Consider the following 14538-nt stretch of genomic DNA (forward strand, 5'->3'; position numbering starts at 1 on the left):
CGTCTCAGGCATCACGCCGCCACGCCTCGCACGCCGAGCTCCATCCTGAGAAACGCGAAGATGGACAAGTCCATCTCACCACCGTTGGCGATCCTGCCGTGAATCGCACGCAACTCGTCCGCATCGACGTACCCGAGATCGACCAGGATCGAGTGATCCAGTTGCTTCTCCAGCAACGGCATGCCGAACTCGGCGAGTGCGTACTCCATCACGTGCGTGAAGTTCTCCCGGAGGGCTGGATTGACCACGTCATCCGAGAATCCCAGCCGTCGCAGTCGTTCGCGAGCCAGTCGCTTGTGCTTCCTCCAGCCAAGGGGCAGCTGCTCGCAGAAGCCGGCCAACCGGGGTGAACAGAGCGGCGAAACCTGCCACATCCCGGCTTCCAGGTATTGCGGCGTGCGCGACGCGAAGCCCAACAGCGCGGAGGGGTTGAGCACCGTGGCCGGCGGCAGGTTCGAGTCCAGGTACTCCAACTGCTCAACGGCACGCTCACCGAGCCAGGTGGGCAGTGGCCGATGAGGGTTGTTTCGGCCGGGGCTGCTCCCCAATGCCGACCACTCAGCTTCACGCAGACTGAAAAGCTGATCGCCGCCGTCGCCCGTGAAGACGGTCCTCACTCCTCGACTACGAGCAAGATCGAGGACATGTTCCAGTCCTTCGTGGTAGGGCTGAGCGAGCGGGTGCAGAGGCTCTCCGCTGGCCCGCGCCCCGAAAGGCTTGAGGGGTGGGTGGTCCAATGCGTCGATCCGCATGTCCGCGAAGCCGCAGTGTTCGATCATCTCCCGACGTCGCCTCAACTGCTGCTCTCCGATGTCACCTCCGAAGATCAACGCATAGGCCTGGACATCACGATGGCCGAGCGCCGCCAGCGTCATCGCCACGTTCGCGGAGTCCATCCCGCCGGACAACTCGACCGCGGTTTCCCCAGGGGCGAACGGCCATGCGGTGACAGCTCGGTCGAGCTCTTGTTCGAAGACGCCGACGAGGTCGACATCATCCCGGACATCCCGCGGCAACGCGTGCTTCGCCGGTTCGGGATACCTCAACTGCAAACCACGATCTTTCGTGTACTCAGCCTCCGCGCGTTCCGTGAGCTGAAAGACACCTTCGAGGTACGTCTCACGGCTGTACCTCAAGCGATACGTGAGGCCTCGCACCACTTCCAATGCATTCAGCTGGTCAGCACGGATGTAGGGCCGGAGCGCGGGCAGCGACCAAGTCCCGCGGAGGCGCTGCGTCGCCTCGACCAGATAGACGGGCGCGCTCCCCCATTGGCCTGCCCGGATGCTGAAGGCGCCGTCCTCGTGGTGATGCTCCACAACGAGGTACTCCAGAGGCCACTCCCGCATCTCGGACAGGTACTTCTCGTAGGTCGGCGCGTCAACGCAAGTCACGTCATCCGGCACAGGTGCAGACAGGACAGACGTTTGACGTTCTCTCGTGACCAACAGTGTTGACCGACCGTTCGCAACACAGAACTGCTCCACCAGCGGATGCTTGAACGGCTTGATCCAGCTCCGGCCGCACACCCAACGACCGTCACCCTTGCGCCATCTCAGGTCCGATGTGGACCGGTCGAGCTGGAAGTCCAACACTGCGCACCTCCGTTGCAGCGCTTGGGGCAGCACCGCCCGGTCACCACCCCAAGCTGTCGATCACATCTCGTCGTACTCGTCGCTGGTGTCGGAGCTGCCTGCTTCCTTCGTGTACTCCCTCGCCATCACAAGTACGACCGGACCGGTGAACACGTGCGCGAACTCGTCCATCTCCCCTCCTTTCATGACCTCGATCGGTTCTTGCAAGCTCATGAGCCAGCGAGTTCCGCAATCGTGATCACGGTGCAGTCCCGAAGTTCGCGAATCAGCGCCGAGGCGACCGTCCAGCGCACGCGAGGGTCGTCGTAGGACAGGTTCGCCGCTTCAGCTGCAACGGGAGCGGCCACCCCTTTGCGGTAGACCGCACCCCGCACGCCCGCGATTGGAAATTCGCGAACTCGAACGGCCACGGCGCCACGCCGTAGCGCTGGGCAGAGCTTCAGTGAGACCTCGACACAGCACGCGCAGACTGGCGGTTCGACTGAGGCCATGCCTTCCGGCCGGCCATGCCAGTCATCTCGGTAGTCCCGCAGCAGCCACAGAACACCATTGCCGCCCCGATCAGCAGGACAGGCACAGACCTGGCACAACAGCCGGAGCATGGCACGCCGTTGCCTCAACGGATGAACCCTGCCGAACTCGGGCAGTCCTACCCGCTGATGTACCGCGGTTCGTTGCCACCACGCCGTGATGTACGGAGCGACGTACTTGGTCTTCGCACGCCGGCCAACCGCTGTGGTGCCCATTCACTTCTTCCTTGCACAGGAACAGGATCTGCTGACGACCACTACCGTCGCAGTTGACCTGATGCCCTGACACCTGCACAGCAGACCGGCAGCAGACGGATCGGTGGGCACGCTGACCTGGGAAGATGCCCGAAGAAACAACGTTGCCCATTGTGATGGGTAAGATGCCCAGCGTAGTTGCCGGTCCTCGGATCGAGGGGCGCCCGTGATCACGCCGTCCAGCTCACCGCACGCGAACCATCGCCCCACCCCACAAGCGCGAGGCCGCGAACTCGCCGCTCAGGGCAGGCGGCTGTGGTCCGAGCTGGGATCGGTGAAGTGCGCAGCGGCGGAGCTGTCGGCGAGACACCCAGATGTCCCGAGCCTGCAAGCGCATCGATACTCGGCAGGCTTGTCTCAGGATCAGGCAGCAGCTCGCTACAACGAGGTCACCGGCAACCAGACCAGCCTTGGCGGCACGACGATCAATGCCTGGGAGACGTGGGCATGCAGCCGCGGTCAAGGCTCGCCGCCATCGATGCCGGCCCTGCTCGTCCTGTGCGCCGCCTACGGCCGAGGACCGCTGGGCATCGCGGACGAGCAGATCAGCCCGACCGAGCTGATCGCCGAAGCGTACGAGCGCCTGAGCATCGAGGATCAACTCGCACTCAAGCAGTTCAAGGTGGACAAACAGACGGCGATACCAGTCGCACCACTGGAGATCGACGCTGCACCGGTCCGCACAATCAACTCCGCCGGGCCGCCGGAGCAGGTCGGCTCGGAGTTCACACTGACAGTGCCTACCGTTGAACACGGCAACCCCGACATCTGCGTCCTCAGCCTGCCGAATCCCCAGCCAGGGCAACTTCTGGACTTGACATGGGACACCTTCGGCTACGGTGTGGAGCGCCTGTCGCAGCAGATCAAGAACCTCGGCAAGCGACTCGACGCCGACATCTGCTTCGGAATAAATGAAGCAGGCCTGGCCATGGCAACCTTTCTCGCCTCATCTCGTTTTTCCCGCTGCCCCATCGGCTATCTGCGGTGCAACAAGATCCGCGACGGCATAGAACTCGATGCCAACTCGTTCTATCCCGGTACCGAGGAAGCCTCTTCCATCGTGGTGTGCGACTTCGAAGTCAAGCATGCAGACGTGATCGGTTACATCACCCGGCAGTTGCGCAACCGCTACCCGAACGCCGAACTCTACTTCGCAGTCTTCGGCGCGATGACCAAAGACCAGAACCTCGAAGTCAGCAGCTTCAACGACCTGACCGGCGCCAAAATCATGCGCGCCGCACATTTCGAGGCGATCTTCATCGCCGCGACGATGAGCCCACCTGGCATCGAGCCACCACTAGAGTTGCGGTAGACAGCAAAGGGCAACCACCACATGGACACTGAACGCCCGATTCCAGAGCTGGCACTACGTATCGTCGATCTCGTCACCGGCATGATGAACGAGATTCGGCCTCGCCTGGTACAGGCAGCGCTGACAGGCCAGCGCGCCGAGAACGCGAACCTTCGGCACCAAGACAACTTCCTGTCCGACCACGACTTGTGGATGCACGGCCGCTACAAAGACCTGCTGGCCGAGGTTATGCCTTCGTTCATCTACGCGTCAGAAGAGGCAGACCCGCAGGTAATCGGATCAGCCGAGCACCCAGACCTGTGCGTCCTGGTCGATCCGCTGGACACCAGCGAACTCGCCGTACGAGCGCTGCATGGCTACACCCACATCATGATCTACTCACGATCCCGAAAACGGCCCGTCCTCGCCGTTGTCGGCGACATCTTCCATCATGTGCGGCTCTACGTCGCCGGATGCGACGAGAACGGTGACGATCACGCGTTTACCGTCACAGCGGACGGCAAATGGCACCCGTTGAACCGGCCTTCGAATGCTCGCCTGTCACAAGCGTTGGTCACCAACTACCTAATGCGCCCCGACGAGCGCTTCAAACCTCTCGCCGACCAACAACGATTCTTTGACGCACTGAGCGAACCAGGAAGCAACGGAAAGAAAAAGGGCCGCATCGGCGTTGACTTCGGCTCCGTGAGCCTGTGCCACGTCGCAGCAGGGTTCACCGACGCCACCGTAGAATTCGCCAAAGGGTTCGCCGTGTGGGACCTCGCTCCAGGCCACTACATCCTGCACGCAGCAGGAGGCGTCACCATCGACCTAGAAGGGCACCCGATCACTCTCGACTACGGCCTGAACAGCATGCCCGAGATCAACAAGACGATGAACACCCGCCGAAGATTCATCGCCGCAGGCAATCAGCCCCTCGCAGAAGAAATCCTGCGCACAATTCGACCCACGAGCAGCACGCCCAGCTAGCGACGGCGAAGCCGAGGCGCTCTTAGCTTTTGCTTTTCAGTGCGCTCCGGGCGGGGCCCCGTCACGAGTCGTGCCTCAGCCCTCCCTGGTTGCAGCGCGCTCTGACCCGACTTGTGACGGGGACCCGCCCGGACCGCACCACCCACGCAACCGGCAGCCGCCCAACGCAACAGAGCCATCAACCCACGCGTGGCGTGGTACCCCCAGATCAGATTGGCAGGGGGTCTGGGGGACGGAGTCCCCCAGGGGAAGCACTCAACCGCAACCCGCCGCCCGCACCCCAACCACCCACACAGGTCGCGGAACCCTACGCCCCAGCCCCCCGAACCAACGGCGGATACAACACCCCAGCCGCCCCCCGCCGAAACAACGCAGCCGGCCGCCCCCCATCCCGAGAGGTACTCCCCCCGGTAGCCTCCAACAACCCTTCCACCCCAGTAACCTTCCGATGAAAGTTCCGCGGGTCCAACGAAACCCCCCAAACGATCTCGTAAACCCGCCGCAACTCAGCCACCGTGAACTCGGCAGCACAAAACTCGGTCCCCAACGCCGTGTACTCCAACTTGGCCCGGGCCCTCTCCACCCCGTCCCCCAAAATCCGGGCGTGGTCGAACGCCAACGGACCAACCTCCCCAACCGGCACCCAAGACGCGTCCGCAGCGTCAGTCCCGGCCACCGGAACCGGCAGATCCGGCGCCAACGCCAGATACGCCACCGAAACCACCCTCATCCGAGGATCCCGCCGAGGCTCCCCATAAGTCCCCAACTGCTCAAGATGCAGCCCGGACACCCCAGTCTCCTCGGACAGCTCCCGCACAGCGGCAGCATCCACCGCCTCATCAACCTGCACAAACCCTCCAGGCAACGCCCACCGCCCCCGGAACGGCGCCTCCCCCCGCCGAACCAGCAACGCACACAGCGCGTCGCCCCGCACGGTCAACACCACCAGATCGACCGTGACAGCAAAGGGAGGGAAATCACTTGGCCTGTACACACCAACGAGTATAGGCTTATCGTCAGATCGACGACAAGCGCCCGACTGGGGGGTCGCACGCTTGTCGTCGATCGCCGGCACCCAAGACCCAGCCCGACGCCAAGCACCAGCAAGGAGCCAAGACCGTGGCCGACATCAGCACCTACCCCGGACTCCGCCACCTCCGCGGCGCCCCCACCGTCCACATCAGACATGTCAGCAAGGGCAAGCTCATCCACGAAGGCACGGGCCTGAGCTTCTGGTTCCGCCCCAGAAACGCCGTCCTGTCAGAGGTCCCGGTCGACGACCGCGAACTCCCCATGCTCTTCCACGCGAGAACCCAGGACTACCAAGACATCACCGTCCAGCTAACCGTCACCTACCGCTGCACCAGCCCTGAGACAGCAACCACCCGGATCGACTTCTCGATCGACCCGGACAACGGAACCTGGCGCCAGGACCCCCTGAGCCAGATCGCGAACACCCTCACCGAGAGCACCCAGCAACACGCCCTCAAGGTCCTCGCCACCATGGACCTGGAACCAGCGATGAGGTCCGGCGTTGAACGGGTCAAGGAAGCAGTCACAGCCAACCTGACCGCGGACCACATCGGCATGGAGATCATCGACGTCAGGGTCGTGGCCATCCGCCCGGACGCCGACATGGAGAAGGCCCTCCAGACCACCATCCGCGAGAAGGTCCAGCAGGAGGCCGACAAGGCCACCTACGAACGCCGAGCCATGGCAGTGGAACGCGAACGGTCGATCAGCGAGAACGAGCTGCAGAACCAGATCGAACTGGCCAAGCGAGAAGAACTCCTTGTCGTGCAACGAGGAGCGAACGCCCTCAAGAAGGCGGAGGACCACGCCAGGGCCAGCCGGATCGCCGACGACGCCAAGGCGGACGGCATCCGCAAGCTCGCCGAAGCCGAAGCCGCCGGCGAGAAGGCACGCCTGGACGCCTACAAGGAGATCCCGCAGGAGACCCTGTACGCCCTGGCGGCCAAGGAACTCGCGGGCAACCTGCCGGAGATCGGCAGCATCACCCTGACCCCCGACCTGATCCAGCCGATCCTGAACCGCCTGGCCCGATGAGCCTCGCCCCGCGAATTGTGCTGGTGCACAGACGCACCGAGCTGACAGAGTTGTTGGCACGACACGGCACCCGTGGCCAGGTCGAGTTCTTCCTGAAGTCCCGCGACAGAACCCTGGACGAGGTGGTGGATCGTGACCAGCAGGCCCGCAAAGCGTTGGGAGAGGTCAGCGCCGCAATCCCGCTGGACTGGCGCCGCGGCGTGGTCGAGAGGGAAGACCTGTCGCGGTTCCTGTTCGCGCCCGAGGACGTAGTCGTCATCGTCGGGCAGGACGGGCTGGTCGCGAACGTCGCCAAGTACCTCGACGGCCAGCCCGTGATCGGCATCAACCCCGAGCAGGGCGTGCTCGCGCGGCACGCCCCTCACGAGGCCGAGGAACTCCTGCACAGCACCAAGAACACCGAGGACCGCACGATGGTCGAGGCCAGGACGGACGACGGCCAGACCCTCCAGGCGCTCAACGAGATCTACGTCGGCCACCCGAGCCACCAGACCAGCCGGTACCGCATCCACAACGAGCGCCAGGCGTCGTCCGGCATCCTCGTCGGCAGCGGCACCGGCGCGACGGGCTGGTGCTCGAGTGCCCACCGCGAACGGAAGAGCGCGCTCACCCTTCCGCAACCGACCGAGCGCAGGCTGGTCTGGTTCGTGCGGGAGGCGTGGCCGTCGCCGAGCACCGGAATCGCGCACACCGAAGGCGAGATCACCGACACGAGCCTGCACGTCGACGTCGAGTCCGACGGGCTGGTGGCGTTCGGCGACGGCATCGAGAGCGACGCGCTACGCCTCGGCTGGGGCCAGAGGCTGAGCGTCGGACTCGCCGCCCGCCGGCTCCGCCTCGTGCGCTGAGCCGATCACCAGCAGGCAGACGCCGGACAGCACCGCGCCCGCGATCAGGTACAGCGCGATCGCCCAGGTTCCGGTGCGCAGCAACGACTGCGCGACCAGCGGTGCCAGCCCGCCGCCCAGCACGGCGCCCAGCTGGAAGCTCAGCGCCACCCCGCTGTAGCGCACGCGCGTCCGGAACAGCTCGGCGAAGTACGCGGCGGACGGGCCGAACAACGCCGCCGAGCCGACGAAACCGAGCACCATCGCGAACGTGAACCAGCCCGCGTCCGTCAACCAGAACAACGGGAACGCGAACGCGGCCTGGAAGATCGCACCACCGAACATCACCGGCAACCGGCCGACGCGGTCGGACAGCCACGCGAACGCCGGCACCGCGACGACCTGGGCGAGGGACCCCACGATCGTCGCCACCAGCAGGTCGTCCGCGGAGATCTTCAACGTCGTGCGGCCGTACCCGATCATGAACACGCTCAGCACGTAGATGAAGATCGTGAAGCCCAGGTTCACCCCGGCCCCCAGCAACACCACGCGCCAGCGGTCGCGCAGGACCTCGGCGATCGGCAGCCGCGACTTCTGCCGGGACTTCTCGACCCGCGCGAACTGCGGGCTCTCGGACACCCGCAGCCGGATGTAGAGCCCGATCCCGACCAGCACGATCGAGAACAGGAACGGCAACCGCCAGCCCCAGCTCAGGAAGTCCGGCCCGGACGCGCGCGACGACACGTACATCGCCAGGTTCGCCAGCACGAGCCCGACCGGCGACCCGATGAACACCCAGCTGCCGTACCAGCCCCAACGGCCCGGTGGCGCGTGTTCGACGGCCATCAGCGACGCGCCGCCCTGCTCGCCGCCCATGAAGAACCCCTGCACGAGCCGCAGCAGGACCAGCAACAGCGGCGCGAGGATCCCGACCTGGGCGTACGTCGGCAGCAAGCCGATCATCGCCGTCGACAGGCCCGTCACGGACAACGTCACCACGAGCATCGAGCGGCGCCCGATCCGGTCGCCGAGATGACCGATCACCGCACCGCCCAGCGGCCGGGCGAAGAAGCCCGCGCCGAACGTGGCGAACGCGAGCAGCACGCCCACGCGCGAGTCGAACTGCGGGAAGAAGATCTTGTCGAACACGAGTGCCGACGCCGTGCCGTAGAGCAGGAAGTCGTAGAGCTCGATCGTGTTACCGACCGCCGATGCCACAGCTACTTTGCGTACCCCCGTCATCGTTCCAGCCTGGTCGAGGGATTGACACTGCGCAATGGTCCGGTCACCCTTCGTCCTACGTTCCTACTCTTCAGTAACGAGGTAGCAATGACGCGCCGAGTGACTGTTGTTTCCCTGCTCACCGCCCTGATCGCGGCACTTTTCGTTCCTACCGCCACCGCCGCGCCGAAGTACCGGAACTACGTCTCACTCGGGGACTCGTTCGTCTCCGGGCCGTTCATCCCCCTGCAGCGGCTCGATCCGCTGAGCTGCTTCAAGTCCACCCAGAACTACCCGTCCGTCATCGCGAAAAGGCTCGGCATCGCCAACTTCACCGACATCTCCTGCGGTGGAGCGCAGACCGGGGACATGTTCGCCGCCCAGAGCGGCATCCCAGGTCAGTCCGTCCCCCAGCTCAGCGCCCTCAAAGCCGACACGGACCTCGTCACGGTGTCCATCGGCGGCAACGACATCGGCTTCATGGACATCATCGTGACCTGCGCCGGAAAGAGCCTGCTCGACCCGCACGGCGCACCCTGCAAGGCCAACTACGGCGACTCCCTGGCCCAACGCGTCGACGCCACGGGCGTGAAGGTCGCCGAAGTGCTCGCGGGCGTCAAGCAGCGTTCGCCGAAGGCCAAGGTCGTCGTGGTCGGCTACCTGCGCATCCTGCCGCCGTCCGGGGGCTGCTGGCCGATCGTGCCCATCTCGAGGGGTGACATCCCGTTCCTCGACAACGTGCAGAAGCAACTCAACGGAATGCTCGGCGCCCAAGCAAAGGCCGCCGGCGCCACTTTCGTGAACCCGTACGACATCAGTCTTGGTCGCGACACGTGTGCGGCACCGTGGGACAAGTGGGTCGAGGGCATCATTCCGACGAGTCTCGCGTTCCCTGTTCACCCGAATGCCAATGGCATGGCTGCAGTGGGTAAGCAGGTCGCCGCGGCACTGGCCGGGACGGAATCAATCGGCGTCTAGTTGCACGCCGTTGTGGCGGTTTACACGATCTGGTGTTACCGCTGAGTTGATTGGAGATTCGGTTCCTGGTCGCGCCACAGTGTTGGCATGGCCAGGAACCGAATTTTGTTCGCCTGCCTCGCGCTCGCCGCTCCGGCCATCCCCGCGACGGCGACCGCGGCGCCTCTGCTCCCCGAGTCCACCCTGATCTTGTCGGTGGAGCAGGAGATGGGCTCGTTCGACAACACACTGCTCAACTGCGAGCCCGCCGGCGGGCCGCACAAGAACGCCAAGACGGCGTGCGACGCCCTCGCTCCCGTCCAGGGCGATTTCACCAAGATCGAGACGGGCGACGCCATGTGCACCATGGAGCTGAACCCGACCAAGGCGAAGCTGCACGGCACGTGGAAGGGCAAGAAGGTCGACTTCGAGGAGACCTTCTCCAACCCGTGCGTCATGCGCGTGAACACCGCCAAGGTGTTCGACTTCTAGGCCGCACAGCCGGTGTCCCGCCGCACCGCCGTCGCGGCGGGGCACCGGCTGTGTTTCTAACCGGGCAGGCCCCATGACGGCGCCGGAGCACCGATCACCGGCCCCACCTTCAGGTCCGGCTTGTCACCGGCGCGGTGAATGACAGCTTCCTCACCGCGCCGCAGCTCGATGCGCAGATCTCCGTTGGGCAGCACCGAAAAACGCCTCGCCCGCCCACGCTGATCGCGCACGACCGGATCCTTGATGTCCGTGCGCACCACGCAGGGCGCACCGGCCTCGCTCCGCAGCCTGATCCACCGCGTAACACCCTTCTGCCGTGAAGCAGAGAGCAGGAACGCGCCCTGCGTCCGGAAGTTGTCCAGCGAGATCTCGGGCCACGGCACCGCTGGGAAGACGCGGATCACGCCACCCCAGCTCTGGCACAGCATGTCGTACATCGACTGCACGGCCGACAACGGCGTTTCGATGACCGGGCCGGACTCCTGGTACATCGTGTTCGGCTTGATGTACCGGCGCATCAGCTCGCCGAGGTAGAAGTCGGCCTTGTCGCCGCGCAACATCTGCGCGCTGATCGACGCCGCACCCGTGAACGTGTAGCCCTGCAACGCGCCTTCGAAGCTGATCCAGTGGTTCAGCGAGGTCTCGATGAGCTGACGCTTCGCCGGATCCTCCCAAGTCACCTCGTACAGCGGGTAGATCTGCAGCAGGTGCGAGTAGTGCCGGTGCGACTTCGCGAACGGCACCCCCGCGCCGATCATGTACCCGTTCTTGTCCACCGGGTACGGCGTGAGGTTCGCGAGCGTGTCCTGCCACTTCGGAATCAGCGGATCGTTGACGCGCAACGACTTCGCGGACTCGATCAACGTCTGGCAGCCCCAGCGGATCAGCGCCAGGTCGTAGTTGCAGTCCGGCGCGTTCACGCCGTACTCGGGCGAGAAGGTGATCGGCAGGTGCCACTTGCCGTCCGAGCCCTTGGTCAGGAAGTGGAAGTAGTAGTTGATGGCCCTGCGCAGCAACGGGAACAGCACGTTGCGCAGCACCCGGTCGTCCATCGTGTGCCGGTAGGTGAGCCAGACGTTGTGCAGTGTCCAGGTCAGGTTGCCGACCTCGGGCGTCGGCACGTCCTTGCCGGGAATGCCCACGCCGTAACCGGAGTTGCCGATCCCCGCGCCGTTGTTCAGCACGGTGTCGGTGGTGCGCGGGATGCCCGCCGAGTCGTGCCGGTACTCGGCCGGCACCTGCTCGACCAGCACGTCGCGGTACCTGTCGACCGAATATGTGACGGCGTCGAACTCGACGTGGTTGGAGCCGTGGATCAGCCAGTACTCCAGCTGCACGTTGAGGTTCCACCACGTGTTCGGCCAGGGCGTGTTCTCGAGCCACGGCCCGCAGGTCGCGATCGCGGGCGCCTCTTTCCTGGCCGCGGAGGCGAACTTGTAGAGCTGGATCCAGTAGAACGCCTGCAGTCGTTTGTCCGGAATGGACAGGAAGCTCTTGCGGTAGAAGTCGTGCCACCACAGGCGGTGGTCGACCGCGAGACCCTCGATCGAGCCGCACCGGACGTTGCCGATCGCCCTGCGCACAGCCGTTTTGGCCGGATGCGACCACGCCACGCTGGTGAAGAGCGTGCGCCGGGTGCCGCGGGTGACCTCGCGCCACGCCGTCACGTGCTCGCCGCCCGCGTTCAACGGCTGCACGGCCAGCTGCACGTCACCGGCGTTGGTCAGCTGCACCGGCGGGTTGTCGGTGAAGCCCGCCGGTGGCTGCCGGCCCCACTTCGGGTCGGTGCGCGGGCTGATCGCCTTGAGCGGGTGGAAGACCCACTTGAACGCGCGCTCGCCCTCGCTGGCCTGCACGTCGATGGCGTAGAGGTCGCGCTTGGTGTGGATGAACGCCCGCAGCCGCAGACTTCCCGCGGCCGTGGTGATCGTGCCGGTCAGCTCGGCGTTCCACAGGTCCATGCGCAGGTCGACGCCGGTGATCGCGCCGACGGGTTCGAGCGTGAAGTAGCCGATGGGCAGCCGGGCGAGGCCGAACAGCGCCCCGAACTCCGGCCTGTGGTCCTGCACCTGGGAGTGCTGGACGTTGAATCTGATGGCGTTGGCGTTCGGCTCGGCGTAGATGCCGGACCCCAGATAGCCGTTGCCCAGGTACGGGCCTTCGTACCAGGTCGTCGGCATCTTCTTCCACAGAAGATCCGATGACCCGACAAAATCCTTCCAGTTGAAGTCATCACCCGCGGACGCGATGTCCGGGAGCAGCGCACTACCCGCTACCCCGGCCAACGCGCCTCCGATCAGCGTGCGCCGGTTGAGTTCGACCACGTTCGGGCACCTCACTTCGATGTGCGGTCAGGTCCACGCGGGCGGCGATTCATCGGATCTTTCGTGACGGCACAGCCTGAGTCAAGAGGCGCGCCTAGGCTTCGATCATGGGGGACTTCCTGGTCTACACGATCGGCTTCCCGATCACCTTCCTGTTGCTGGTCCTGGGCATGGCGCTGGCCGCACGGCGGATCCTGGGCCTGCGCATCGGCCTGATCCGCACGGCGCTGGCGTGCCTGATGGCCATGTCGGTCGCGTCGAGCGCCTTCGGCGAGACCAGCGTCGAGCCGACGGCGGGGCTCGTCACGCTCCAGCTGGGGCTGTCGATCCTCGCGGTGATCGGCCTGCTGGCGTTCGCCGAGATCATCGTGCCGACGGGCTCGATCCCGCCGCCGACGGAGTGGTGGGGCATGCTGCGCCGCCGCATCGCCAGGACGCGCCGGTACTCGCGGATCACCGCGATCGCGTTCCGGCACGGCCTCGGGCCCTACCTGCGCGGCCGGGAACGGACCTCCACCGGACTCTCCCGGTCACTGCGACTGGCGTTGCAGGACGCGGGCGTGACGTTCGTGAAGCTCGGCCAGGTGTTGTCCACGCGAGCGGACCTGCTGCCGCAGGACTTCGTCGACGAGCTGAGCCTGTTGCAGGACAAGGTTCCCCCGGCGAAGTGGGAGGACATCCGCGTGGTGCTCGACGCCGAGGTCGGGCTGGACGCGTTCACCTCCGTCGACGAGACGCCGCTGGCCGCGGCCTCGATCGCACAGGTGCACAAGGCCGTGCTGAAGTCAGGCGCCGAGGTCGTGGTGAAGGTGCAGCGCCCGGACGTCCGTGCGGTGGCCGAGGGCGACCTGGACATCGTGTCCCGCCTCGCTGAGACGTTGCAGCGCACACGATGGGGCGCCGCGCTGGGCATCAGGGACCTGGCGGCGGGATTCGCGGCGGCGTTGCGCGAGGAGCTGGACTTCAAGATCGAGGCACGCAACATCGCGGCCGTGGCGGCGGCTTCCGACTCTTCGGTGACGTTGCCGCACGTCCACATGTCGACATCGCGCGTGCTGGTGATGGACCGGCTCGACGGCGTGCCGTTGCGCGGTGCCGCTCAGGACGAGGGGCTCGCGCGGACGTTGCTGCGGTTCGTGCTGCGCCAGGTGATGCTGGACGGCGTCTTCCACGCGGATCCGCACCCCGGCAACGTGTTCCTGCTGTCCGACGGCCGGTTGGGCCTGCTCGACTTCGGGTCGGTCGGCCGGATCGACTCCGCGCTGCGCTCGGCGTTGCAACGCCTGTTGCTGGCGATCGACCGCAGCGATCCGGCGGGACTGACGGACGCGTTGCTGGAGCTGACCTCACGGCCGGAGGAGATCGACGAGCAACGGCTGGAGCGCTCGCTCGGGCAGTTCATGGCCCGGCACCTGGGCGCGGGCATGCGACCGGACGTGGAGATGTTCGGCGACCTGTTCCTGATCGTGTCGCGGTTCGGGCTGAGCATCCCGCCGGAGATCGCCGCGGTGTTCCGCGCGCTCGCGACGCTGGAGGGCACGCTGGCCGTGCTGGCGCCCGGCTTCAACATCGTCGTGGAGTCGCGGGCGTTCGCGGCCGAGCAGATCTCCGAGCGGCTCACGCCGGAGTCCGTGAAGCGCACGATGGCCGAGGAGCTCCAGGCCGTGCTGCCGATGCTGCGCCGGCTGCCGCGGCGGATCGATCGGATCACCGGTGCGATGGAGCAGGGCCGGCTGAGCATGTCGATGCGGCTGTTCGCCGACGAGCGCGACAGGTCGTTCATCACCGGCCTGCTGCACCAGGTGATGCTCACCGCGCTGGGCGCCACCGCGGGCGTGATGGCGGTGCTGTTGCTCGGCTCCTCCGGCGGACCCCAGGTGGTGCAGGACATCGGGCTGTACCAGGTGCTCGGCTACAACCTGCTGATCGTCAGCGTGCTGCTCGGCCTGCGCGTCGTCGTCGCGGTGTTCCGTCCTCGCGCTTGACCAA

Annotated in this window: 11 protein-coding genes; 7 read left to right on the plus strand and 4 right to left on the minus strand. The window is 65.7% G+C overall.

Translation table 11 applies throughout. The features are described from left to right. Positions 1 to 11: 11 nt before the first annotated feature. Positions 12 to 1592, minus strand: coding sequence for an asparagine synthase-related protein (locus SK803_RS13385; protein ID WP_319966277.1), 1581 nt, complete (start codon positions 1590 to 1592; stop codon positions 12 to 14). Positions 1593 to 2546: 954 nt separating this feature from the next. Between SK803_RS13385 and SK803_RS13390 the strand changes: the two genes are divergently transcribed. Together SK803_RS13390 and SK803_RS13395 are read left to right on the plus strand one after the other, a co-directional pair. Next, positions 2547 to 3692 carry a helix-turn-helix domain-containing protein gene (locus SK803_RS13390; RefSeq protein WP_319966278.1) on the plus strand — a complete coding sequence of 382 codons (1146 nt, stop codon included), beginning with the start codon at positions 2547 to 2549 and terminating at the stop codon, positions 3690 to 3692. A 21-nt stretch (positions 3693 to 3713) separates the two neighbouring features. After that, entirely contained in the window at positions 3714 to 4661 is a 948-nt protein-coding gene (locus tag SK803_RS13395; RefSeq protein ID WP_319966279.1) for an inositol monophosphatase family protein, read from the plus strand. A 307-nt stretch (positions 4662 to 4968) separates the two neighbouring features. Here SK803_RS13395 and SK803_RS13400 read toward each other — a convergent pair whose 3' ends face one another. Beyond that, the gene (locus SK803_RS13400) at positions 4969 to 5655 is read right to left on the minus strand and encodes an NUDIX hydrolase (protein WP_319966313.1); all 687 of its coding nucleotides are present in this window, start codon (positions 5653 to 5655) and stop codon (positions 4969 to 4971) included. Positions 5656 to 5780: 125 nt separating this feature from the next. On the opposite strand from SK803_RS13400, the gene SK803_RS13405 reads away from it, so the two are divergent. Further along, complete coding sequence (locus SK803_RS13405) at positions 5781 to 6728, plus strand: SPFH domain-containing protein (protein WP_319966280.1); 948 nt, start codon at positions 5781 to 5783, stop codon at positions 6726 to 6728. 50 nt (positions 6729 to 6778) lie between these two features. Continuing rightward, positions 6779 to 7576 (plus strand): diacylglycerol kinase catalytic domain-containing protein, encoded by a 798-nt coding sequence (locus SK803_RS13410; protein ID WP_319966281.1) that lies wholly within the window; start codon positions 6779 to 6781, stop codon positions 7574 to 7576. Here the strand turns inward: SK803_RS13410 and SK803_RS13415 are convergent. Further along, positions 7508 to 8797, minus strand: a complete 1290-nt coding sequence (locus SK803_RS13415; protein WP_319966282.1) for an MFS transporter — start codon at positions 8795 to 8797, stop codon at positions 7508 to 7510. The genes SK803_RS13410 and SK803_RS13415 overlap by 69 nt on opposite strands. Positions 8798 to 8884: 87 nt before the next feature. Between SK803_RS13415 and SK803_RS13420 the strand changes: the two genes are divergently transcribed. Together SK803_RS13420 and SK803_RS13425 are read left to right on the plus strand one after the other, a co-directional pair. Next, a complete protein-coding gene (locus SK803_RS13420; protein ID WP_319966283.1) occupies positions 8885 to 9754 on the plus strand; it encodes an SGNH/GDSL hydrolase family protein in 870 nt (289 codons plus the stop codon). Between the two features lie 87 nt (positions 9755 to 9841). After that, on the plus strand, positions 9842 to 10225 hold the full coding sequence (locus SK803_RS13425; protein WP_319966284.1) for an SSI family serine proteinase inhibitor: 384 nt from the start codon (positions 9842 to 9844) through the stop codon (positions 10223 to 10225). Positions 10226 to 10281: 56 nt separating this feature from the next. Here the strand turns inward: SK803_RS13425 and SK803_RS13430 are convergent, their stop codons facing one another. Further along, on the minus strand, positions 10282 to 12549 hold the full coding sequence (locus SK803_RS13430) for a glycosyl hydrolase family 95 catalytic domain-containing protein (protein WP_319966285.1): 2268 nt from the start codon (positions 12547 to 12549) through the stop codon (positions 10282 to 10284). A 107-nt stretch (positions 12550 to 12656) separates the two neighbouring features. Between SK803_RS13430 and SK803_RS13435 the strand changes: the two genes are divergently transcribed. Further along, positions 12657 to 14534 (plus strand): ABC1 kinase family protein, encoded by a 1878-nt coding sequence (locus tag SK803_RS13435; protein ID WP_319966286.1) that lies wholly within the window; start codon positions 12657 to 12659, stop codon positions 14532 to 14534. The last annotated feature ends 4 nt before the right edge of the window (positions 14535 to 14538 follow it).

Origin of the sequence: Lentzea miocenica (assembly GCF_033949945.1) — a bacterium.
GTDB classification, from domain to species: Bacteria; Actinomycetota; Actinomycetes; order Mycobacteriales; family Pseudonocardiaceae; genus Lentzea; species Lentzea miocenica.